This window comes from Alicyclobacillus sp. SO9 (assembly GCF_016406125.1).
GTDB lineage: Bacteria > Bacillota > Bacilli > Alicyclobacillales > Alicyclobacillaceae > SO9.
The window spans coordinates 4,024,369-4,048,552 of sequence record NZ_CP066339.1; the positions used below are offsets into that span (position 1 = coordinate 4,024,369).

22 protein-coding genes are annotated in these 24,184 nt (G+C 46.5%); 6 read left to right on the forward strand and 16 right to left on the reverse strand.

The genetic code is table 11. The features are described from left to right. Positions 1-294: 294 nt before the first annotated feature. The 4 genes from GI364_RS18835 to GI364_RS18850 all read right to left on the reverse strand — a co-directional run bounded on the left by GI364_RS18835 (position 295) and on the right by GI364_RS18850 (position 3,680). Positions 295-1,599 (reverse strand): MFS transporter, encoded by a 1,305-nt coding sequence (locus GI364_RS18835; RefSeq protein WP_198850750.1) that lies wholly within the window; start codon positions 1,597-1,599, stop codon positions 295-297. Positions 1,600-1,626: 27 nt separating this feature from the next. After that, the gene (locus tag GI364_RS18840) at positions 1,627-1,770 is read right to left on the reverse strand and encodes a hypothetical protein (protein WP_198850751.1); all 144 of its coding nucleotides are present in this window, start codon (positions 1,768-1,770) and stop codon (positions 1,627-1,629) included. A gap of 35 nt (positions 1,771-1,805) precedes the next feature. Then, positions 1,806-2,774 carry a 3-hydroxyacyl-CoA dehydrogenase family protein gene (locus GI364_RS18845; protein ID WP_198850752.1) on the reverse strand — a complete coding sequence of 323 codons (969 nt, stop codon included), beginning with the start codon at positions 2,772-2,774 and terminating at the stop codon, positions 1,806-1,808. A gap of 75 nt (positions 2,775-2,849) precedes the next feature. Continuing rightward, positions 2,850-3,680 carry a sugar phosphate isomerase/epimerase family protein gene (locus tag GI364_RS18850; RefSeq protein ID WP_198850753.1) on the reverse strand — a complete coding sequence of 277 codons (831 nt, stop codon included), beginning with the start codon at positions 3,678-3,680 and terminating at the stop codon, positions 2,850-2,852. Between the two features lie 428 nt (positions 3,681-4,108). On the opposite strand from GI364_RS18850, the gene GI364_RS18855 reads away from it, so the two are divergent. From GI364_RS18855 to GI364_RS18875, 5 genes are read left to right on the forward strand one after another with little or no spacing between them, the layout of a single operon-like run. Then, entirely contained in the window at positions 4,109-5,113 is a 1,005-nt protein-coding gene (locus GI364_RS18855; RefSeq protein WP_198850754.1) for a dihydroxyacetone kinase subunit DhaK, read from the forward strand. A 24-nt stretch (positions 5,114-5,137) separates the two neighbouring features. After that, the gene (dhaL, locus tag GI364_RS18860; protein WP_198850755.1) at positions 5,138-5,782 is read left to right on the forward strand and encodes a dihydroxyacetone kinase subunit DhaL; all 645 of its coding nucleotides are present in this window, start codon (positions 5,138-5,140) and stop codon (positions 5,780-5,782) included. Next, a complete protein-coding gene (gene tpiA, locus GI364_RS18865) occupies positions 5,782-6,558 on the forward strand; it encodes a triose-phosphate isomerase (RefSeq protein WP_198850756.1) in 777 nt (258 codons plus the stop codon). The genes dhaL and tpiA overlap by 1 nt, the downstream gene beginning before the upstream one ends. Continuing rightward, on the forward strand, positions 6,555-7,352 hold the full coding sequence (locus GI364_RS18870) for a DeoR/GlpR family DNA-binding transcription regulator (protein ID WP_198850757.1): 798 nt from the start codon (positions 6,555-6,557) through the stop codon (positions 7,350-7,352). The genes tpiA and GI364_RS18870 overlap by 4 nt, the downstream gene beginning before the upstream one ends. 33 nt (positions 7,353-7,385) lie before the next feature. Further along, positions 7,386-8,234 carry an MBL fold metallo-hydrolase gene (locus tag GI364_RS18875; RefSeq protein ID WP_198850758.1) on the forward strand — a complete coding sequence of 283 codons (849 nt, stop codon included), beginning with the start codon at positions 7,386-7,388 and terminating at the stop codon, positions 8,232-8,234. A 62-nt stretch (positions 8,235-8,296) separates the two neighbouring features. Here GI364_RS18875 and GI364_RS18880 read toward each other — a convergent pair whose 3' ends face one another. From GI364_RS18880 to GI364_RS18930, 11 genes are all read right to left on the reverse strand, one after another. Further along, positions 8,297-9,427 (reverse strand): GntR family transcriptional regulator, encoded by a 1,131-nt coding sequence (locus GI364_RS18880; protein ID WP_198850759.1) that lies wholly within the window; start codon positions 9,425-9,427, stop codon positions 8,297-8,299. 131 nt (positions 9,428-9,558) lie between these two features. Beyond that, entirely contained in the window at positions 9,559-10,422 is an 864-nt protein-coding gene (locus tag GI364_RS18885; RefSeq protein WP_198850760.1) for an SDR family oxidoreductase, read from the reverse strand. Between the two features lie 51 nt (positions 10,423-10,473). After that, complete coding sequence (locus tag GI364_RS18890; protein ID WP_198850761.1) at positions 10,474-11,805, reverse strand: sn-glycerol-1-phosphate dehydrogenase; 1,332 nt, start codon at positions 11,803-11,805, stop codon at positions 10,474-10,476. Positions 11,806-11,863: 58 nt separating this feature from the next. Continuing rightward, the gene (locus GI364_RS18895; RefSeq protein ID WP_198854115.1) at positions 11,864-13,372 is read right to left on the reverse strand and encodes an arabinosylfuranosidase ArfA; all 1,509 of its coding nucleotides are present in this window, start codon (positions 13,370-13,372) and stop codon (positions 11,864-11,866) included. A gap of 43 nt (positions 13,373-13,415) precedes the next feature. Further along, positions 13,416-14,303, reverse strand: coding sequence for a carbohydrate ABC transporter permease (locus GI364_RS18900; RefSeq protein WP_198850762.1), 888 nt, complete (start codon positions 14,301-14,303; stop codon positions 13,416-13,418). 42 nt (positions 14,304-14,345) lie between these two features. After that, positions 14,346-15,215 carry a carbohydrate ABC transporter permease gene (locus GI364_RS18905; protein WP_233095873.1) on the reverse strand — a complete coding sequence of 290 codons (870 nt, stop codon included), beginning with the start codon at positions 15,213-15,215 and terminating at the stop codon, positions 14,346-14,348. Positions 15,216-15,301: 86 nt separating this feature from the next. Then, positions 15,302-16,687: an extracellular solute-binding protein gene (locus GI364_RS18910; RefSeq protein ID WP_198850763.1), complete on the reverse strand. Its 1,386-nt coding sequence runs from the start codon at positions 16,685-16,687 to the stop codon at positions 15,302-15,304. Between the two features lie 435 nt (positions 16,688-17,122). Beyond that, positions 17,123-19,000, reverse strand: a complete 1,878-nt coding sequence (locus tag GI364_RS18915) for a glycoside hydrolase family 127 protein (RefSeq protein ID WP_233096191.1) — start codon at positions 18,998-19,000, stop codon at positions 17,123-17,125. A 96-nt stretch (positions 19,001-19,096) separates the two neighbouring features. Then, the gene (locus GI364_RS18920) at positions 19,097-19,912 is read right to left on the reverse strand and encodes a carbohydrate ABC transporter permease (protein WP_198850765.1); all 816 of its coding nucleotides are present in this window, start codon (positions 19,910-19,912) and stop codon (positions 19,097-19,099) included. A gap of 15 nt (positions 19,913-19,927) precedes the next feature. After that, on the reverse strand, positions 19,928-20,842 hold the full coding sequence (locus GI364_RS18925; RefSeq protein ID WP_233095874.1) for a carbohydrate ABC transporter permease: 915 nt from the start codon (positions 20,840-20,842) through the stop codon (positions 19,928-19,930). An 81-nt stretch (positions 20,843-20,923) separates the two neighbouring features. After that, the gene (locus GI364_RS18930; RefSeq protein WP_198850766.1) at positions 20,924-22,189 is read right to left on the reverse strand and encodes an ABC transporter substrate-binding protein; all 1,266 of its coding nucleotides are present in this window, start codon (positions 22,187-22,189) and stop codon (positions 20,924-20,926) included. 404 nt (positions 22,190-22,593) lie between these two features. On the opposite strand from GI364_RS18930, the gene GI364_RS18940 reads away from it, so the two are divergent. Beyond that, on the forward strand, positions 22,594-23,601 hold the full coding sequence (locus tag GI364_RS18940) for a LacI family DNA-binding transcriptional regulator (RefSeq protein ID WP_233096192.1): 1,008 nt from the start codon (positions 22,594-22,596) through the stop codon (positions 23,599-23,601). A 9-nt stretch (positions 23,602-23,610) separates the two neighbouring features. On the opposite strand, the gene GI364_RS18945 is transcribed toward GI364_RS18940, so the two are convergent. Then, complete coding sequence (locus tag GI364_RS18945; RefSeq protein ID WP_198854118.1) at positions 23,611-24,108, reverse strand: family 43 glycosylhydrolase; 498 nt, start codon at positions 24,106-24,108, stop codon at positions 23,611-23,613. Positions 24,109-24,184: the final 76 nt, after the last annotated feature.

A 24,184-nucleotide genomic window follows, 5' to 3' on the forward strand; every position in this document is an offset into this window, starting at 1 on the left:
ATTCCACTGCGGTTCATCTAATTTCACTTTTGATGATAATTACCTATCTTTCGATTGTCAACATTTAGTATCGTTAATTATCGATTACTTTCTTTTACAGGCGAAAATGAGTGGTCAAATCAAGACTCAGAACGTACTTAGAGTGCCTGCCATCCAGAACCAGGTCCTTCAAAATGCACTTAACCGAATGGTATCGTGCCATCCGGTTAAGCTTTAGCAGGTTCTTACCACAGTTTTTTTGTAAGTCGTGTTTTCGCCCCGGTTTGTCACAGCCTTAAGCGCCTCGGAGTTTCCTTAGATCTCAATCCGTTTCACTTTTCCAACCACGAACAGGTATGACAATGCCCCCATCAACGCTACGGCCGCTACAAAGATGAGCGCTCCGCCAAATTGGTGATTCGCCCCAACAATTACGCCAATCACGATTGGCGTAATGATGCCGGAGAGATTCCCAGCGAAATTGAAGATACCGCCAGCAAGACCTACCAACTCAGCAGGTGCAACATCACCAATGAGTGTCCAAGAGATACCCGACATACCTTGAGCAAAGAAGGCGACTGACATAATTGTAATTACGAGTGGAATCGATGCGGTATAGTTGGCAAGAACAATACTACACGCAAGGAGCAGACCGATAATAATAGGTGTTTTGCGACTTGTACTTTGCGACACCCCGCGTCGAATCAGCCAGTCAGAAAAGGCTCCCCCAAACAGCACACCTACAAAAGCAGCCACATACGGTACCATTGCATAAAATCCAGCGTGGATGATGGACAAGTGCCTGTCATTCACCAGATAATCGGGAAACCAAGTCAAAAAGAACCATAGCGTTGTAGTAATGCCAAGTTGTCCAATATAGATTCCCCAGAGTGAGCGGTGTTTCAAAAGTTTGGCAACATGGGCCCAACGGAGTTTCGTTTTTTCTCCCGTATTCTCTGCTAATCCTTCGCCTTCGCGAATATAGGCCAGTTCCTCTTCATTGGCACGGCTTTGCTTTGGATCATGGATGAGTTTGAACCAAAATGGAACCCAAATGAGACCAATAATACCTGTTATAATGAAGAGCGCACGCCAGCCCAAGTCCGATACAATCCACGCAAGTATGGGCGTTAAAAATGCCAATCCCACATACTCACCGGCTGTATAAATTGCAGTCGCCAATGCGCGTTCTTGCTTTGGAAACCACGTAGCTACAAGTCTATTATTAGTAGGAAAGGCAGGCGCTTCTGCCACGCCCAATCCTAAACGCAATCCAAAAAGTAAACCCCATCCCCGAGAAACAGCTTGAAAGAATGTAAAGAGAGACCAAAAAATCAAGCCAATCCCGTACGTGTTACGGGGCCCCGCCTTATCCAGAATCCAGCCGCCTGGAATCTGTAACAGGGCATATGTCCACCCAAAAGCGGAGAAGACCAAGCCTAAAACAACTGGGTCTAGATGTAGAGAACTCTTTATTGCTGGTCCTGCCACTGAAATATTAGTTCTGTCTAGATAGTTGATAGTCGTACTGATGAACAATACAAATAGTATAACGTACCGCGCTTTCGTCCTCCTTGCTTGTTGTTTATCAACAATTGTTGACGTACTAATTTGGCTCACTACGTATTCCCCCTTAATTGTTGGAATTTACAGTCTTGTCAGCGTTTGCAGTTGAAGCACAATCATGAACAACTCATCTATTTCATCTCCCGTGTCCGCTCCCTTACTGTCACCGGAGCGAACACAGAAGGTGGAACCAGGTTCAAACAGTTGATGACCAGTCCTGTGCACGCCGTATGGACACCATCGTCCTCATTGGCTGCCTGCTACTGTTGTGTCTGATTTGCCTGCTTAGCTTCTTCTAAGTCCTGTTTGAGAAAATGAATCAATTCTTTTTCTCGCTCATGCTCCATGTGCTCTGTCATAGCAGGCGTCCACTCGTAAAACCCTCTTCCTGTTTTAGGACCATAGTGACCATTGTCGACCAGATTGTTCATTGTAGGTTGAACACCTTCGGCATTGCTCAAATCGGCGAAGAGATAGGAGGTAATTGCCGCATTTGTATTAAGGCCCCCCATGTCCATCGTCATGAACGGACCAGTGACAGGCAATCGGCGACCAAGACTGTACCGCATGGCTGCATCAATGTCTTCCATCGAAGCGATACCCTGTTCCAGAATGTACTGAGCTTCTCTAAACATGGCATATTGGATTCGGTTCCCGACTGAGCCCAAAACGTCTTTTTTGACAAGAATGGGTTTCTTGTTCATAGAGTTCAGCAGAGCCAGTGCCCGCTCGGCCGTCTCATCTGAGGTATGATTGCCGCGTACAACTTCAACCAAGGGCAAAAGATGTGCTGGATTCCAGAAGTGCGTTACGGCGGTCCGTTCAGGGTGCTTTGTAAGTTTTGCAATTTCGGTGGCACTCAATCCAGATGTATTGCTCGTAATAATCGTATCTACCGGACAGATTTCATCGAGTTGTTGAAAATACTGTTGCTTTAATTCCAGATTCTCAGGAATGGCTTCAATAACGAACGTCGCGTGTGCAACACAATCACTTAGTGAATCCGTGAAAACGATAGAACTCAAAATGCGGTCCTTATCATCGTCTCTAAGTACTTCGTAGTCCTTTAGGACGTCCAGCTTATGTTCTAGTCCAGTCTTTGCCTTTTCAATGTCTTCCCGATTGATCCCCCACACTAAAACTTCAAGCCCGGACCATGCAGCCGACAGCGCAATGGAATGCCCCATGATGCCTGCTCCGACGATAGAAAGTTTCTCCTTACTGACCATACTCTTCTCCACCTCTCATGAATTTAAATTCTCACTTCACTTCACTTCGCAAATTCAATCGCACACTACCATAGTTCATGGCTGTCTTCCCATTTTTACAATGGGGTAGAGGTTTGTTTCTACATAATCATGCACAGCGTGAATAACCCGGTCTGGGTCTTGGGCTGTTTCAGGGGTTTCCTCTTCCACCATAATCCAACCGTCATAACCGTTATCAGTGAGCAACTGGACAATCCCAGGAAAGTCGACAGCACCGGTGCCCATTTTTCTCCATACATAATCCGAACTGCAATCCTTGAAATGAACGTGCTTAATAATCGGCAGGTTTTGCCGCACAACGTCAAGGGCATTCATGCCACCAGCCGTAATATGACCGGCGTCCGGTGTATACCCAATGAATCGTGTGTCGAGTTGTGAGAAGAGAACTTTGTAGTCGTCTTCCGTTCTAAAATAAGAAGTGGCAGGCGATGCAGGATGAAATGAGGCCACAACGCCGTTTTCATAAGCGCGCTTTCCAAGAGCGTTTGCACAGTTTACAATATCCTTCTGTCGTTGCAATAGATTATCGCGGTTTGGTCCTACTCTCGACGGTACATTCATGACCGCCCCCGGAAAGTGCTTTAGAAAATCAATATAATAATCGGCTCGTTTTATCTCCTCAGCGGACTCTGTGCGATTCGCCCAAGTAAATGGAACTGTAAGTGCCGCAAGTTCTACACCTTTACTCTTCAACATTTCCTTCAAACGCTCTGGATGGTGCTTATACTTTCCCAATAACGCAACTTGGACATCAATGCCCTGAAAGCCTGAGTCCCTCACCACGTCAACAATGTGATGGACATAATCCATTTCCTTGTCATAATCCAGGACCCACGTCGAACTGTGACAACCAAACTTAATCGTCATTCTGTTGTCCCCTTTTAGTCTTCAAACTTATGTAACTTCACCGAAAAGGCTTTCAAATGATAACCGCCGACTCGTTCATTTAAAAATGACGGTCCACATTTGCAAAAACAGGAGGTGAACACTCATATGGATTCTTAAAACAACGCTTTGTACTCATATGAACACGATTATCAATTGTATAATCATTATATTATGCTCAGATGGGTGTTCAGTCAACATTATTTTAAAAATAAATTGCTCGTATATCTGCTATTTGGTTATTGACTATAATCAAATGAAAGTCATATAATCTTATGAGATGGTGAATATGCGATTTGAAATCGTTTGCTTTATAATTATTCTGTTAAATGAAATGCGTTGACGTTCTAAATACCTGAGTTTAGTCGTGCGGCTATTCGTGTCATTACGTATGCGGAGGAGGCAGTTCATTGAATTACTTTATTAATGATAATGAAAACTTGGTAAACGAAGCACTTGAAGGATTATGTTCCCTGTATCCCAATCAAAATGTAAAACGTGTCGAAGGGACACTGTCAGTATACTGTTCAAATGAAAACCGCAAGGTGAAAATTGTGATTGGCGGCGGCAGCGGTCATGAACCACTATTTACAGGAATGGTGGGCAAAGGTATGGCAGACGCAGCAGTCGCTGGTCATGTTTTTGCGGCACCAAGCCCCATGGCTATTGTCAAAACCGCGCAGACCGTGGCAGGGGACGGCGAGCCTATCCTATTTCTATATGGAAACTACTCCGGAGACGTCCTGAATTTCGAGATGGCGGAAGAGGACCTGGAAGACGATGGTGTAAAATCCGGTTCTATCAAGGTTCATGATGACATTGCCTCGGCAAACCCTGCTGAAATGGAACAACGAAGAGGTATTGCAGGCGGCACATTCGTTCTGAAATGCGTCGGTGCTGCCGCCGATAAGGGATTTAACTTTGACGAGGTTGTAAGAGTGGCCAACAAAGCAAATGAACTTACGCGAAGCATCGGAGTTGCAGGGGGCGCAGCCGACTCCATTGTAGATGGTAAACCGATGTTCGACATTCCTGCAAATCAAATCGAAATTGGTATGGGTGTTCATGGAGAGAAAGGTGTTTTTGTTGGAGATTTCACCTCGGCTGATGAAATTGTTCAACAAATGCTAGACCGTTTACTCAGTGATTTTGAAGAAACAGCAACCAAGTTGGATGAGGTAGCCGTTCTAGTGAACGGACTTGGTCGAACCACTAGACTTGAACTCCTCGTCATCACTCGCAAGGTTCGTCGGATTTTGGAAGAACATAGGCTTCGAATTTCTTATCTAGATGCGGGCGAATTTGAGACGTCATTAAATATGCATGGATTCTCTATTACCCTTCTTTCGCTCGATGACGAGCTTAAATCCCTGTTGATGGCCCCAGCCGATTCCATGGGATTTTCACTGAAATAATACGCGTACCTAGGAGGCAGCATTGTGAATACGGAAGAATGGAAGTACATCGTTGCACAGGCCCTTCAAAACGTGGTCAATCACGAAGAAGACTTGAACAATCTCGACAGGGCTCTCGGAGATGGGGACCACGGCACTACCATTGCGAGGGGCATGAAAAGTGCTATTGACGCACTGTCTCAGGAAACCTATCACTATGCAAATGAAGTATTCACCGCTGTAGGAAACCAAATGCTGAATACAATGGGCGGTGCTTCCGGAGTCTTGTTTGGAGTTCTGTTCCGCACTGCCAAAAAATGCTCAAAACAGGCTGATATGAATGTTACCTATCTGCTAGAGATGCTGGAAGCAGGTCTGGAAGCACTGAGAAAGCGCAGCGGAGCCAACCAGGGCGACAAGACTATGATTGACGCGCTTGTTCCTGCTGTTGAAGCCGTTGTGAATGATGTGAAGAATGGTGAAACTGATATTGTGGTTGCGTTACAGCACGCAGCCAATGCAGCAAAGGAAGGGGCAGAAGCAACCACAGACATGCTAGCGCATTTCGGACGCGCAAAGTTTCTTGGCGAACGTTCGAAATTTGTCATGGATCCAGGTTCTGCATCGGTATCTTTCTTATTCGAAGGACTTTACACGGCGGCCAGTACCGTAGCTTCCGGTGAGCTATAATGAGCAAGCAAATTTGGATGGGTACTAATTGGAAAATGAATATGAGTCCTGACTCCGCAAAAGTCTGGGCTGAGCATGTTGGGAAATACGCAAAGGCCCATCAAGGTGTTTTGAATCTATTCGTAATGCCGCCATTTCCATTGATTCCGTTATTGCAAACCGAACTGAAAGGAAGCGCGGTCCTTGTCGGTGCTCAAAATTGTCACTGGGAAGAAAGCGGGCCCTTTACAGGGGAAACCTCCGCACAACTCCTGGCTCAAACCAACGTAGACATGGTCCTGTTAGGCCATGCTGAACGACGTGCGCAATTTAACGAGTCGGATGAGATTATCCATAGGAAGTTGCAAGCGGTCGTAAACCATGGAATGCGGGCCGTCCTGTGCATCGGAGAGGATAAATCTGTTAAAGGGAACCAGACTGCAACAGAGAAGTTATTACGTCAACAGTTGGAGACGGCCGTGCATCATCTACAACCAAGTTACTCACAGCAAATTATTGTAGCCTATGAGCCTGTTTGGGCAATTGGCAATCAAGGTGTGGAGCCGCGCAATGAGGATATAAAATCAAATCTGCAATTTATCAAGGATGTCGCCAATGATATCCTTGAAAACGACGTGCCTGTCATTTACGGCGGCAGTGTAACCTCAGAGAACTGTCGTGATTTGATGACTCTGCCGTCTATAGATGGGCTGTTTGTTGGCAGGCATGCTCTGGATGGTAAGACATTCGTGAAAATTATGGGGCTTGCGGTTTCCGAAGGAGTAGAGAGTATATGAATGAACGCGATCGACGTCTTGAAGATATTGTTGAAATTGTCGAACAGAAAGAGAGCGTCACAGTCGAGTACCTTCAGGAACTGCTCGGCGTTTCTGGGTCGACGGTACGAAGCGACCTTCGGCTCCTGGTACGAGATGGAAAGATCCATCGAGAGCACGGAAAAGTGACTAAGCTTCCGGAGTTTAACGTAGACGACAAGGGCATCTTACCGTCGTTTGGCCAACGGCTTCACATTCATCTAGCTCAAAAGGAAGCCATTGCTCAAATTGCCGAAAGTTTCATAGACGACAATGATTCCATCATTCTCGATGCAAGTTCTACCTGCTTCCTGTTAGCTAAGCGGTTGGTGAACTCCGGAAAGACGCTCACTGTTGTTACAAACAGCATCAGTGCTGCAAACCTGCTTCATCAAGCTCCGCGCCTTCAAGTGATTTTGTTGGGCGGAACACTGGGTGTTCAGAACAATACAGAAGGGACGCTGGGCATCGGTGCCTTTAACCATTTGAACATAAAAAAATGCTTTATATCAGGTTTTGGTGTCTCTCTGCAGCAAGGAGTCACGGATTTTAGCCTGTTGGAGATCGATCTGAAACGCAGATTTGTGGAACTTGCTCAACGGACTTATGCACTCATCGATTCTAGTAAATTTGACGTGGTCTCAGTAGGTACCGTCGCTTCCCTAAACGATGTAGATGCCATTATTACGGACGATGAATTGTCTCAAGAACGTTTGGACGAATACCAACGGGAAGCTGCCGTCATAAATCCTTCTCACCATAAAGTACAGAACTAACAGATATTCAGTGAATGGAGGCCGAGAAAGACAATGAATTATTTCTACCAGAGTCACTCCGCACTCCGAAACGACATTATCCAAACCCGTGTCCCGGAGCCAGGGCTTGCAGTTTGGAGTCTGGGCCAAGCTGGCTTTGTCATTAAAGGGGGAAACAGCGATGAATATATCGTTCTGGACCCTTATTTGACCCGCTCGATAGAGGAAGGAGATGTGGATACGGAGTTCATCAGAGAGTATGATCCGCCTTTGGCACCGTCTGAGTTAAAAGGGGCGCTTGCTGTACTCATTTCGCATCATCACGACGATCACTTGGACCTGCCTACGCTAACGGAGCTTCACCAGGTCTCCCCAGAGACAAAATTCCTTCTCCCGACTGCACACCGTCAGATGCTGCGAAGTGTTGATGGTCAGGCCATTGTCGGTATGACCAATGCACAGCAAGTGGAGGTCGGAACGTTTTCTATTAAACCTATTGCAGCGGCACATACAGAATACGAATTCGATGCTGACGGGAACCACCTATACTTGGGCTACTTGATTTCCGTACACGGCATCCGAATCTACTTCAGCGGAGATACGATAGTAACAAGAGAACTTCTTGATGCTGTGCGCACATTTGAACCTCACATCGCGATGCTGCCAATCAACGGAGGTGATTTTTTCCGTACTTCAAGAAACATTATTGGAAACATGTCTGGACGAGAGGCGGTAGATTTTTGCCGCTACGTCAATGCAGACTTATTTATACCGTTTCACTACGATATGTTTCCAAATAACCGGGATAATCCGGCCCATACAGTCGATTACCTTTTTCATCAACACCGTGATTTAAAATTTCACATGATGGCTCTAGGGGAGCGTTTTGTCTATCTCCGCTAGGCGGCAGAGATGATGGCATTAACAGGTTTGGACGAAGGAAAGTCTAAACCTCTGCGACTGAATCAAGGCATTTTTGAAGGACTGTGAGTTGCTATACGTTTCGTTGAAGACCGAATAGACAGTTCAGTCGGATAGATATAATCATCTACAGTCTCCTTGGAATTATGTTGCCTAATCCGGACTGATGTTAAAATGCGGTCTGCAGCTTTTACACCCATATCGTACTTTGGGTGTTTGACGGAAGTCAGATGGTTTACCTCAGCCAAGTGAGAATCGTCAAAGCTAAGAACGGATAAGTCATCAGGCACACTAATGCCTAGTTCTAGAAACGCACTGAGGAGTTTTGCTGCGAGAGCGTCATTGTAACAGAGTAACGCAGTCGGCCTTTCCTCAGATTTAACCCCAGCAATCATTTTTGCATATTGAGAGACGTTTTCGTCCGTCTCTTCGGTAGAGCTGAAGCGAATCCATTCCGGCAATATGTCAATTCCCATTCGAGTACTCATCCGCATAAAGCCGCGAAAACGCAGTTTACCCTGAATGTCGTCCGTTTTCATGAGAACGCCGATTTTTTTATGTCCTAAACTATGCAGGTGCTCTGTTGCGAGCGCTCCTCCTTCTTCGTCATCGAGGCGAACGCAAGGGAGTCCCAGTTCAACGTAGGAGCCGTGCAACATGACAATGGGAATGCGTCTGGCTAGAATTGATAAGAATTTCCTTGTGTTAGGGTTATAGTGAGAGCTTTTGGTTGGCTCTAGTATGATGCCATCAATGGGTGTCTGCAGAATACTCTCAAGCGCTTGTGACTCTTTTTGATGATCATTGTTCGTACTTAATAAAAGCATGGAATATCCGTCTTGGCTCAGGCGTGTTTCAATCCCGCGAATGATAGGTGGAAAAATATAGTCGGAAATATATGTCGTAACCACGGCAATAATTCTGTGAGATATGTCTGTACCCTTACCACTTAAAAAACCATTAGAGAGAAAAGTTCCTCTGCCCTGAACCCTGTACAAGACCCCTTCGTGCTCTAATTCGTTCATAGCCATTCGAATCGTCTGCCGACTCATCTGAAACTGTTCTGCCAACTGGTGTTCAGTTGGCACTTGTTCTCCTGGTCTGATTTCACCCGTCGCTGCCCATTCTTTAATTTTGGATTTGACATACATATATTTTGGTACTTGAACCGGCATGTGGTCGTCTCCACCTTCTCCTAAGCATGTGCACAATACATCACCCACTACCTCTAGGGTTACCCTCTATATTCTACAACAAAACATGCAGTAGATTCACAGGACAAAGCTTTGTATGAACCTGTCTTCTACTATCCCGCAGCTAACGAGGGATTCACTGGCGTTTTTCGGAGCGCGTCTGGGAGTTCATTGGAGCGCAACGTGTAGAGATCCCTGTCAAGAATGTCATCTAGATTGAGAAGGATGGTATCGAGATTGTCGTGCACACTGAAAATGCGCCCACTAAGCCGGTCAAAGTCCCCGGAAATGATTTGTGCCATTAACTGCGGGGCGGTTTCAGGTGATTCATCCACCCCCTGTTTAAATAGGCCGGCCATATCCGGAAGGTATTTTTTACCTAATTCAGTCTCGCGCTGATACTTTGTCATATCTGTGTCGTTCAGTCCAGGATCGATTGCAAAGACTCTAATCCCTGTATCCCGAAGTTCAGCAGCCATTGTTTCTGCAAGGCGGGCCAGAGCTGTCTTTGACGATCCGTATGCAGAACCAAACGGGAATGCACCTTTTGTCCCGCCTCCAACAATGTGGATGATATATCCTTCATTTCGCTTTCTCATTGATGGCAACACCGCTTTTGAACACAAGAACGCTCCTCTTACATTCACCGTGAAGTCGTGCCACCACTTCCCTGCGTCAACTTCCCAAACCGGGCCGATAGTCTCAAATGAACCCGCATTGTTAATGAGAACATCGACGGGGCCAAAAATGCCGTCAATCCCTTGAAAGGCCTTCGTAACCGAAGCTGCATCGATGACGTCCACCTGCCGCAGTGCTGCCTCTCCGCCGTCGTTTTGAATCTCGTCAACGACACTTGCAAGGTTGTCCTTGTTGCGCGCCAGTAAAATAACCTTCGTCCCCTGCCTCGAGAGATGCACAGCCGTATTTCGTCCAATTCCACGACTTGCCCCCGTGATAACGGCTACCTTGTTTTTCATACTCCACACCTTCTATGAACAAATTTGTAAAGCGAAGTTGAGAACTCCGCTTCAGGATGCATGCAGCGACAGCACGGCCCGATCAATCATTTCTGCTAACAGACCCTGCCCTTCGAGAAAATCAAAAACCGTATAGCGTGAGCGAAGGTCCTTTGCGTGCTCAAAGGTCAGTCGAAGCAACTCCTCAGACAACTCGAGCGACTCTGGTTCACTTGAAATACTCATCACGGTCAATGCGTTTTCCAATTGTTGCATCATCGTGGTTGTCGGTTGAAGGACGCTGTGTAATCCTTCGTTTGTAAGTTCCTGTGCTTGAAACGGGCTTTCTTTCAACCAATGGGATTTTGCAGTTTGTGCCTGAATGACTTCATCAGCCCCTGCCCCGTAAAACCTATGAGCAAACTGTTGAAATGAATCCGAAACCACAAATGGAACGGGTTCTTGCACAGAGTCCAGATGCAGCACATCCCGGTAAAACCGAGTCATCCAGCGGGTTGCATACCCTACCTGCAAGCCATGTGAAGCGTGTCCTCGATGTCCCTTGTACGCCATTAGGTCCCAAAAGTGCGAGCAATGGTGTTCACTGCCGCTGCAGGGGCGTGAATGGCCCATCATTGCCATTGCAATACCAGAATTGATGAGGCCAGTGAATAACCCCTTCACTGATTTCGAATCGCGTCGTTCGAGATGTGCAGCGTTTTTAATGATATAACTCAGAGGTTCCGAAACAAGATTGTAGCTTTGTTGACAGAAATGTTCACCATAGAAATCCTTTGCCAGCAACCAATCCGACAAGGAGATGACCTTTCCAATCAGGTCCCCAAAACCCGACTGGAGAAGTTCGAAAGGAGCATCCATGAGCACAGACAGGTCCGCAAAAATGGCTTGGGGCGGATGCGCCTTTGACGTAACTTTTAACCCGTCAAATTGCATGGCTGCCATGTTGGATGCATAACCGTCCATAGATGGCGCCGTTGCGACAGCGATGTATTGTAGCCCTTGGTGAAAGGTACTATAGCGAACGAGATCGTTGATAACTCCGCTGCCAACTGCAAGGACGGTGTCAAAGTCTGCAGATTCTATCTGCTGTGTCACCTTTTGCACACCCGCCTCGTCCGGCAAAAGACCGTGGCGTTCGGAGAAAATGCACGTTCCAACGTTAAACCCGGTATCCTGAAGATATCGTTCAAGCCTCGCACCAAAAACTTCAAAAGTATTGCTATCTGCAACCAGTAGCAGATTCCTGTATTTTTTCCTTTCCAAATACTCCGCCATGAGATACTGTACATCGTGGTGCACTGCGACTTCCTCAATGGGTACGAAATGAGTCATACCACAGGCACATTTTACAGATTTATTTAAAAGATGAGCCGGCACGTCCATAAATGTCACCTCCACCGAAAGTCATGTCTGTAAATGAAACCAAAGCAACTGTGATGGACTACTTTTTTAATCTGATGACATTCCAGGAAAGCTTGGGCAGTACAGATGTCGCCAATCCGTCCTCTACTACGGTTCCCGAACCTTGTTGTGGTACAACACGCTCTGGATTATCGGCTGTATTCCTCGCTTTGATGTCTTCGTCTGTGTATACAATGTGCTCGACCACCTGATAACCCTCAAAACCGCGCACATCAATGGCAAGGGATATGGATTCTTCCATATCGCGATTAACGGCAAAGATAGTAAGTTCATCAGCTCTTTGATTGAAGACAGCCGCAGCGTCCAAGATGGGCACATCACTAAAATCCTTAGAGTCATACGCGGGCGAGGTGATTGCGGGATTTAGAACCACCCCGCGGCCAAAATTAGAGACATGCAGAAATGGATAGAAAATCGTCTGGCGCCATGCCTTGCCTCCGTTTTCTGTCATTATCGGAGCAATGACATTGACCAGTTGTGCGAGACTGGCCATTTTAACACGGTCTGCGTGTCTCAGCAACGTGATGAGCATTGTCCCGACGACTAACGCATCTTCCATTGTATATGTGTCCTCTAATTGGGGCGGTGCCACAGTCCACGGTTCAATTTGTTTGTCTGCTTCATTTGAATGAAACCAGACGTTCCACTCGTCAAATGACAAATTAATTGTTTTCTTACTTCTCTTTTTGGCCTTCATATAGTCACAAGTTGATACAACACTGTTAATAAACTCTTCCATATCCATGGCGCTGGCCAAGAAGTTTGCAGTGTCATTGTCGTGATTCCCGTAATACCGGTGCAGTGAGATGTAGTCTACGTATTCATAGGCATGATTCAGCACCGTCGCTTCCCATTCAGGGAAGGTAGGCATCTGAGTACCAGAACTGCCCGCTAGGACCAATTCAATTGAAGGATCCACCCACTTCATGACTTTTGCTGTCTCAAGAGCGATTCGTCCGTATTCTTCGGCTGTCTTGTGTCCAATCTGCCACGGACCATCCATTTCGTTCCCTAGGCACCATGTTTTAATGGCGTGCGGTTGCTGATATCCATGACTGGCACGTAAATCACTCCAATAGGTGCCGGATGGGTGATTGCAATACTCAACCAAGTTCCGTGCCGCGTCGATTCCTCGGGTCCCTAAGTTAACAGCCATCATGACCTCTGTGTTCGCCTTTTTTGCCCAATCCGCAAATTCATTGACTCCCACGTAGTTGGGCTCAATGGTCCGCCATGCCAGCTCTAGACGTTTCTTTCTTTCTTCCTTGGGACCCACCCCATCTTCCCAGTTATATCCGGATACAAAGTTGCCTCCAGGATACCTTACAATGGGGACCTGTAACTCTTTCACCAAATCAATTACATCTTGACGGAACCCGTCATTATCTGCTGTCGGGTGATCCGGTTCATAAATCCCACCGTACACAGCCCTGCCAAGGTGCTCAATAAATGAACCATACAGCCGCGGGTCTACCTCCCCCACAACATAATCCGGTGTCAATTTGATTTCTGCAGATTTCGTTGCCATCATATCTCCTCCATATAAAAATAAGTCGTTTGCCTCTTCTGTCCTAGGCCTTCACACTACCCTGGGCTAAACCGGCAACAATGTATTTTCTTAAGAATATGAATCCAATCACCATTGGAATAATCGAGACCAGCGCACCAGTAATAATCAGTGGATACCACGAGACGTTTTGAGCTGCAGCAGTATTCATGCTGCTGGTCCAGGTATCGAGTCCAAGCGTGACTGGGAAGAGTCGGGAACTGTGCAAGATGACCAAGGGTAAAAAGAAGTTGTTCCAAGTTCCGATGAAGCTGATTAAGAACAGCGTAGCCGACGCTGGCCGAATTAAAGGAAAAACAATTTGCCAAAATATTCGCCAGGGAGAAGCCCCGTCTACCCGGCCTGCCTCCAAGAGTGAATCAGGCACAACATCATTGATGTAAATGCGCAGAAAATATACGCCAAAAGCATTTATCAAAAGAGGAAAGATCACTCCCAAGTAGGAATTGCGAATTCCTAAGAAGCCTTCCAGAATAAACAAGGGTATTGCAATGACAGTTGGAGGCATCATTAACGACCCCATCACGGCATAAAACGTGAGTGTTTTCCCTCTAAATTGATACTTTGACAGTGCATATCCCGCCATGGAACAGACAATGATAGTTCCGACCCCCACAATTCCAGAATATAAGATGGAATTCAGGTACCAGAGCCAATACTCCCCATGCTGAAAGGTTGTCAAATAAACTAGATTTTGAAAAAAATGAAAATGGGAAGGAAGCTGAAACATGCCCGTCGATAACAACGATTTCGTATCCTTTGTGGATGCCACAAGAATCCAAGCAATTGGAAGTAAAAAGTAGCAGGCGGCAGCAAGAAGGATTAAGAAAATGATAATAGATATAAGCCTTCCCGGACGCTTTGGACTACGAACAGTTTCACTGCTTGACACGGCTTACCCCTCCTTCTATGCAGATTCAGTTTGCAAGCAGATTCAAGTCTGAGCTGGTCTGGAGTTGCCTCCTTGAATTCTCCCAACCATTCTAAGAATGAACAGTGCAAGAAAAGACAGAATAATTGAGATGACACCTAGCAAAACTGCTAAGGTGGCACCATAGGGTTCGTTTGACACACCGATAGCCATGTTGAAAATAGCTAGATTAGGTGTGAAATTCGGTGAAATAGCAGTCAAACTCTCCAGTATGAACGGCTCGTTAAACAACTGAACCGAGCCTATCATACTCAAAAGAACCGTCATAACAATCGTCGGCTGAAGGAGTGGCAGTTTAACATTCCAAGCCAGTTTCCATTCGCCGCAACCGTCGATTCTAGCTGCCTCGAACAAGTCTCGATTTTGGCCAGCCAAACTGGCAATATAAATCGTCATGTTATAGCCTACCCATTCCCAAACAGTAATGTTCAAGATGGAATACAGCAAAACGCCGCTGCTGAGAGGTTTGAAATGGATAGCACTTAAAATCGGGTCGATACGAGTCGAGTACATAAACCCCCACAGAATCGCGGCCAGGACACCAGGAACTGCATAGGGCAAAAAATACACCAGCCGAAAGAAGGCTTTGCCTCTCGCGTAAGGAGTGTCAAGGAGAAGCGCCAAGACAATGGCAAGCCCAATCATTAAAATCGCTTGAAGCACGCCATAGTACAGCACCCTCAAGATAGATACCCAAAACGCACCGTTGTGCAGAGCAATGATGTAGTTGTGAAAACCTATGAAGTGAAGTACGCCCATCCGCTGTACAAACAGGCTGATATAAAAGGCATAAATGAGCGGACCAATCAGAAACACAACGAACAAAAGCATGAATGGAAGAAGAAATCCCCAAGCCGATTTTTCTGATTTCACCCTAGCATCACCTCAATTACTCGTGAATTTACCAGAGAAGGCATCTCGATGAGACACACCACTCCACGAGACGCCTTCTCTAGCTACTATCCTTGCACCTTATACCCCTGCGACTTAGCATAATTCACGATTTTGTTCTGAGTATTCGTCAGGGCCTGCTTCCAACTCTCCTGGCCTTTCGCTGCTTTGGTGAGTTGCGAAGAAAGCTCGTTAAATGTGTACGATGCCCATGGATTCCACTGCCAGTTTGCATCGACTCTCGTAGCCTCCTTCTTAAAAATCTGTGCATTGGCTTTCTGACCTCCGAGAGCCGGATTCCCAGCGTTGAACTGAGTTGTTTTAAAGCCGCTTTCATAGGCAGGAAACAGTCCCCCGCCTCCCTGTTTAGCAGGCTTCACATTGTGCGGTTGCTCATATTTGCTTGTATTGATGAATGTAGCAAAAATTGCTGCAGCCTCTGGATGTTTCGATTGCTTCGTGACCGCATCCGCGGACCCGCCCCAGTCACCGTCCACGGTCTGCCCTGCACTCCACTCGGGAATCATTGCCGCACGCCAGTTGTGCTGACTGAGGTTCTTATCAAAATTGACAAGGAATTCACTAGGATACCAAGCTGAGCCAACAATGGTTGCAAATTTGCCCTGTGTCAACTCCTTATGAAATCCAGGCGAACCGTCCGTTACAGGTTCTACCGCTCCGGATTTAATAAGGTTCCCCCAGTACTTAAAGACTTTAACGGATTGAGGAGAGTCCAAGTTTATTTTCCAACCTTTAGATGTGTGCTGGAATGGGTTGATGCCTGCTGCCCAAAGTAAACCCAACTCCCACTGGGCATCGTTTGTAGCAAAGTAGCTCCAATACTGGTTCGGATTCTTCTTATGAAAGCTTGCAGCCTCCGTCTGATACTGCGCCCACGTCGTCGGAACTTTAATGTTGTCTTTACTGAAAATTGATTTTTGATAATACAGTCCCAGCGGACCTGTGTCCTCCGGAACGGAGTAGATGTTGTTCTTATATGAAACCTGATTCATAACCCATTTCGGATACTTGCTTGCAAACGGTTTCACATAACTCGTGATTGAGCGTAGACCTCCGGACTGTATGAACTGCGGCATCATATCATATTCCAACATGACAACATCAGGCGCTCCCGAGCCGGACTGGAAAGCTGTACTCAGCTTCTGATATTCAGGGCCCCCCGCACCCACATCCTGCAATTTCACTTTAATATTTGGATAGTATTTTTCGAAAATCTGGACCCTCTTCTTATCGTTTGGAACCCAACTCCAGAAGCTAATCGTTACGTTCTTCTTATACACAGGAAGGCCCGTCTTTGGATTAATCTTCGAAGACTTAGACACAGAAGTAGATGAACCGGAGCCTCCGCTTCCCGATGATCCGCACCCCACTGCCAAAAGTGATAACGTGGAAATTGAAGCAAGCCCAACCATTGCTTTACGAGTCCTACGCATCGTTCTCCCCCTCTTTCACTTCAGATAGCGTTTTCACCGATTTCAAGCACAGACACAGTGACTCAGATTCTCACAAAATCAAGTTTCACTCCTTCGTTCCCATTTTCAGATACCGGTCTAGACAGTACTAGTTTTCTGAGTTCATAGTATTTAGAGAATGATTTGATATTTCTATGTTGTCACTACAATTAATATGTGTCAAATTTATGTATATACAAATTTGATAAGGGGTTTTTGTGACTAGCCATACAAATATGGTGCTTTTTTATAGGTCTTTGAATACTAATGGGCGGCTCCCGTCAAACCATACCTATCGGAAGCCGCACCAGTGCTAGGAAATCGGTATTGTGAAAGTCAAACTACTTCTGAAAGAGAGAGGCAGCACCGCTGCCTGGTTGAACCCGGCTTAAACAACCAAGCTCGTTTCCTAACAACTTATGATGTCGTTCGTACCCAAACGAGCATTTCCCCTGGCGTTCTATTACACCAAGAAAAGTACGGCACAAACGTCACTTCTACGGAACGATAAGACATATTCGTCGCTTCATACAACTGCTCAGCATTGGGCACGTCACGCCGTCCAGGAACCTTCAGAATGGGAATACCACCGAGAACACTATCATTTCTCTCCACGAGAACTTTTGCATCATCCGCAATAGAAATCGCCGAGAGATTTTCACCATTATCCACCTCCTCCATACAATAAATCATGGGACCTCGTTGCAAAGCGACTTTACCGGCGTCGGCTCGGACTTGTGGATGTGCATGAATACGCTGTGTGACCATTGGCAGAGATAAAGAAATTCTGTCACCTGACGACCATACGCTTCGAACCCTCATATACCCTCGTTCCACAATACACGAATCCACGGGCTCTCCATTGACCCGCACTTGGGCATCACGGCACCAAGAGGGGATACGCATAACCAGGTCGAATTCAGCCCGTCCCTCAAGAGACAGTTCAATGTCGACCTGTCCATCCCAGGGATACTCAGTCCTCTGCACAATGGTTACCTCATGGCCGCCAACGTCAACTTGAACTTCACTGTCTGTGTATGTGTGAACATACAATCCATCTGCATCAACTGAATACAGATAGTCTTCAATAGAAGCGACTAAACGGGCAATATTCGGAGGGCAGCAGGCGCAGCCAAACCATTTCTGACGTTCCGGCTTTACCGTCGTCATATCGTGACGGTTTAGAGCTGCGGAAGGCCATACTTCCAGAGGGTTTACGTAGAAATACTTCTTGCCGTCCAGCGACATTCCGCTCAAGATGCCATTGTACAGTGCTCTATCAATGACATCGCCGTAGATTCCGTCCGTATCTATCTGCAGCATTCGATGGGCCCAAAAAACCAATCCGATGGCAGCGCATGTTTCTGTATACGCACGGTCATTGGGCAAATCAAAGTCAACTGTAAATGATTCTTCATACTGACTTGAGCCAATTCCACCGGTGATGTACATGCGTTTTTTTGTCACGTTGTCCCATAAGTTTCGGCACGCAGAGAGAAGGCTCTCATCTTGATACTCAGCAGCCAAATCGGCCATGGCACTATACAGGTACATGGCTCTGACGGCATGACCCTCCGCAGTATTCTGTTCGCGTACAGGAGCATGAGACTGTGAGTAGGCAAAGTTGTAGCTACTGTGATCTCCCCTCACTTCGGCTTCTTTAGCGAAGAAACGAGGCTCTGCTCCGCGCTCATCTACGAAAAACTTAGAGAGCGTAAGGTATTCCTTACGACCGGTGACTCGATACAACTTGACCAGAGCTAACTCAATTTCCTCATGTCCTGGATACCCGCGAATCTTGCCGTCTTCCTCACCGAAGGTCTCCATAATGTGGTCGACGAGGCGGCATGATATGTCGAGTATTTTGGTTTTGCCTGTAGACTGATAGTATGCCACGGCCCCTTCTATCAGATGTCCGGCGCAGTAGAGTTCGTGCAAATCTCGTACGTTCGTCCATTTTTCATCAGGTTTGGCTACGATAAAGTACGTATCTAGGTAGCCATTCGGCTCCTGAGCCTTCTCCATCAAGTCTATGACCGAATCGGCAAGGGTTTCGAGCTCCGGGTTCGGATGCCGCCGCAAGCTAAAGCCCACCGCTTCCAACCATTTTGAAAGATCGCTGTCCTGAAAAACCATGCCTTGGTACTGACCCGTGGATTCGCCTGCGGCTATGCGAAAATTTTCTATCGTGTGACTGGGAGCCGTCGAAGGTTCCTCGTCATTCAACATCCTCCATTGGTAGGGGATGACTTCTTCTCTTACCAAACGTGAACGTTCTGACCAGAACGAATTCATAAGTCGAATGTTGTTCGCTGATACAGGCTCAAGCTTTCTCAATTGTAAATCCTCCATAACTTGTTGTTTTAAACTATGTTGTCAAAGACAAAACCATTAGCCTTTTACTGAATTACTGGCAATGCCGGCCGTAATATACCTTTGCGAAAGTATGAGCAATATGGCTGCCGGAATGGACGCCAACACCGCCGCAGCCATCATGTCGCTCCACGACTGGCTGTAAGAACTGATATAGCTGTAAATGCTGACTGTAATAGGTTCAATTTTATTGCTCGTCATCATCGTGACAGCGAACAGAAAGTCTCCCCAACCAAACAAGAAGGCAAACAGACCCGCAGTCACTAGGGACGACCTGCTGATAGGAACAATGACCGACAGAAACGTCCTCCAATCCCCAGCTCCATCCACAACAGCCGCTTCTGAAATTGCGCGTGGAATTGACCCCATAAATGCCCTTAGAATGAGAACATCAAAGGGAATGGAGAACGAACAATCTGAGAGAATCAAAGAGAAATAATTGTTTAGAAGACCCAGCTTGTTGAAGATGAGAAACAGCGCATTGGCTAACGATACACCCGGAATCATTTGGGTTATGAGCAAGATGGACACTAAAAAGGTTACGCCGCGATAACGAAAGTGGGTTATGGCATAAGCCGCAGGGGCCGCCACTGCCAAAGATACGACTGTCGTGCCTGTAGCCACGATGAAGCTGCTAAGCAAGTGGGGAAGTTGCGTCGCAAAAGCTGATGCATATGCGTGAAGCGTTGGCGCCGGAGGAAACAAGTAAGGCGGATCTCGGAAAATTTGCGTGTTTGTCTCAAGCGATCCCGTTATGGTCCAGTACAGTGGAAACAACATGACTGCAGATATAAGCAGTGAAACGATGAGCAACGCATATTTTTTTACTTTCATCTGTAGCTACCCCCATCATGCATCGCGGACAACCCGCATGTAAATAAATGAAAACAAGAGCGAAATTGCAATCATAATGTTCCCGACTGCGGCACCCTTGCCGAACGACATATTTTGAAACGATAGGATATACGACCATGTGGACAGAATGTTAGACGAGTTTGCTGGTCCGCCGCCGGTCAGGACCATGATGATGTCGAAAACCTTGAGCGTATAAATAAGGCCGAGCATCAACACGATTGCTACCACAGATTTCATGGACGGCAGCGTCACAGACCAAAATCTTTGCCAAGCATTTGCGCCGTCCAATTGGGACGCTTCATAGAGCTCGGCTGGGATATCTTGAAGGCCGCTGTAAAACAACACCATATTAAACGGGATCCCGACCCAAATATTTGTAATTATCACGGAGAGCAGTGCTACGTGTGGCGATACAAGCCATCCAATGGGTGAGTGAATGATGTGCAGTCGCAAAAGAACCGAGTTTAAGACCCCGTGGGACTGGTCAAAAATCCACTTGAATGCTGTACCCGATACAACGAGAGGCAGTAACCAGGGTATCAGCATGAGCGTACGCAAAAAGCGACTTAACGGAAACTTTTTGTTGAACAGCAACGCTAACAACATTCCAATGATGACCTGAAACACAATTGAACCAACCACAAATGCGAATGTGTTTACGGTCGTTTTTCTCATGAGAGGTTCCGAGAATAGGTGTATATAGTTTTGAAAACCGATAAACGGTGCACTACCCGTGGCTATAGACGATGTCGTGTAATTCTCCAGACTCATCTTAATGTTATAAATCACGGGAAAGAAGAGAAACAGAGTGATATATACAAGAAGCGGTAGAATAAACAAAAGCCTTGACCAAGTTTTTCCTCGAGTTCTCCACCGTGAGCGAGTTATCCCTTTTAAGCTTCCATCCACCTCGAACACACTCCTATTGAATTTCACTACTGGTTGGTAAGCCCCCCTGCACCCCAGCTTTAGCAGTACAGGGGGGATGTGTTAATTCTTTGGAAGTGCACTAATCGTCTGTTGAGCCGTTTTCACAGCCGCTTGCGTAGTCGACGATCCTGTAAGAGCAGACTGCAAAGCAGTCGCTACAGCATCCGAGACTTTTGGTAAATTCGTACCCACATTTGTGAATAGAGCCTGTGAATGCTTTAACTGGTTGGCAAATACAGCATAGTTCTGATGGTCCTTTACAAACTGGTTAAATGCCGGTTTATATGCAGGCATGTAACCAAAGGCTGCATCAAATTTCTCGAGTCGAGTCTTGTTTTGCACCCATTTAATAAATGTGAATGCAGCCTTCTTCTGTGCGGTGGATGCATTTTTCGCTATGGTCCAGGCCTCACCGCCAATAGGACTCATCATTTGCTGAGACGACTGGTTCACTGGGAGAGGGGCCACACCGTACTTGATGTTCTTTCCTTTTAACGCAGGGATTTCCCACGGTCCCATCACCATCATTGCAGCTCTGCCAGCCGCAAATTCATTGTAGACATCCGTCTGACTGAAGTTCACAACTGATTTCGATGCCCCGCCTTCTTTCACCAGCTTTGCCCACAAATTTACAGCCTGTTCAGCTCCGCTGGAGCTCATTTGAGTAAATTTCCCACCATTGCTCCACACGAACGGGGCCAACTGCCACATGGCTTGTTCATTGTTCGGGGCTGAAAATGCAATGCCGTAGGTAGATCCCTTGTGAAGTTTCTTTGCATCGGTCAACAGCTCGGACCAAGTCTTCGGAGGAGAAGAGATACCTGCCTGTTTCAACATCGTCTTGTTGTAATACAAGGCCAGGTCATTGTTTCCAACCGGCAATCCGTACAGTTTTCCATTTTGCGTTACCGTCGTGAGCGATCCCTTTAAGTATTGAGAGGTATCTACCTGCCCAACACTGGTCAACGGAACCAATCCCCCGGTTTGAACCATGGTTGGAATATTCAGATTATCTGTAACAAGTATGGTAGGAAGGGTATGACTTGTTGCCTCTTGCAAAGACTTCGGCAACAGTTGTGTATACGGCACAGCGGTTCTATCAATCTTAATATTCGGATGACTCTGTTCAAATTGACTAATCAGGTTTTTGATAGCACTGGCCTGGGTCTGTGCAGTATAATAGTCCATCTCCGATATCGTTACCGTTTTACTGCCGCTCGTACTGTTCCCACTGCTACTGTTGGAAGGTTTGCTTGTACCACAGGCGACTACCAGAGCCGGTGCTGCGCACAGCGTTGCGATAATCCCCAACTTTTTAATTCCCATTTTCTACATCCCCCTCGAATTCGCTTTCATTGCGAGAAAAAATAATTATTGTGTACATATTGTCCCATCCCAGAACAAATGTCAATACAAATTTGCAATCGATTGCGTTATAATTATATCGTATTTAGAACTTATATAGCTTTACAAATAAGGGTAACAATGAGTATTATAGCAATCGGTTGCGCATACGTATTGGGCTACACGACACGATTTACAATTGAGCTTTTCAGCGACATCCAACTGTCGTCTGACAGCCTTGGCTCAACCTTGTTAAAGAAACGGAAACTCCTAGTTCGAGTATGGCGTTGATTCTAGTACTGAACGAGTCTAGACTTTGTATATGTCTTCTCTTGGCTGGTTTGTTATGGTAACGCTTTTAGGTAGTGATAACGTTTAGTCTAGGAGTGGGGAACATCGTTACGATTCATGATATAGCAAAGCAACTAGGCATAAACTCAAGCACTGTTTCCCGCGCTCTTAGTGGTCGCGCAGGCGTGAGTGAAGAGCTGAGGGCGAAAATTTTGGCGAGAGCTGAGGAACTGGGGTATCGACCCAATTTAATGGCGAGATACCTTCGTCAGCAATCTTCGAATGTCATCGGGCTAGTGATGGATGAAGAGTTTAATTGGTATATTTCCACGTTAGCACAAGGGGTGCAGAGTGCCGCCAAAGAACTGGGGTTCAGTGTAATGATTTGGAATGCTCCAGAAATTGAAAATCAGAAGGCAGGACTTGAACTTTTTGAACAACTTCGATTAGCTGGAGTTATATTGGCAAGCAGTTACGTTTCAAACAGAAATCCCTACTTGAAGTCTTCACTGCCAACAGTCTGTATTAATCGAACTGAGGTACACGATACCATCAACTTTGTCCATGATGATGAACACGGGGCAGTCCTCGGAATTCTCCATTTGATTTCTCTGGGTCATAAGCGAATCGGATTTATCAATGGGCCGTCTGACTGGAGTCCATCAATCTCCCGCTATCGCGGTGTCAAACATGCGTTATCGTCAGCGGGACTGGATTTTGATGAAGCACTGTACGCCTGTGGGGATTGGTTTAGAGACTCTGCTTACCGCGAGGCGATACGAATGTTGAGCCTGCCGGATAGACCCACGGCCATTTTTGCCGCAAATGACTTAATGGCCGTGGGTGTCTATCAAGCGGCTCGAGAACTGGGTTTGGATATCCCCCATGAGCTGTCCGTTCTTGGCTACAACGATGATCCGCTCTGCACTTACCTGGTTCCGGAACTGACCACAATTGACCTTGCAAATAAAGACATTGGGTATCAAGCTGCCAAAACACTGTTTTCTCAGTTCACGGAGAATACGGAATCGTGCGGCCCCACGGCTGTTAAAGGAGAGCTAATCGTTCGGGGGTCGACACACCAGGCTCCACGTTCCATCTAGTTATCCCATTTAGGGTACGGGAACAATCGGCTTTCCGGCTGTGGGCCACCCTGACGGTGTCCAGCTCAACTTTCTGATTTGCAGCCTGGCCGCGCCAGCTTCTTTTGCGTCATAGTAGTGATAAACCATATAATACGTGCTTCCATGCTTGTAAATGGATTGTCCTCCTGGTCCAATCATATTACCCTGGCTCTTCAGAACTTCGGTACCTCCGCCTTGAAGTAACCGTTTTCCTGACTTATCAACATAAGCACCCGTTACGGTCTTTGAACGGCCAACCATAATATGATACGTACTATTCACTCCACGGCAACACAGCCCAAACGAAGTGAATAGGTAATAATAAGGCTTCCGATAGATAATGTACCCTGCCTCAATTGCATCGGGCGCCTTGAGGCGTTGAGCCAGAGCGTAGACGTGAGGAGTGGACGTCTGTGGTTTTCCCGTACTGGCATTAAGCTGAACCAGTTTGACTAAATAAATATGATTCCCTGTGATTCCCGCTATTTATATCTTGTTGGGCACGAAATGCCAATACCGGAGAAGGACCACTTGCCCACTTTAGCAAATGGTCCGCGAGACG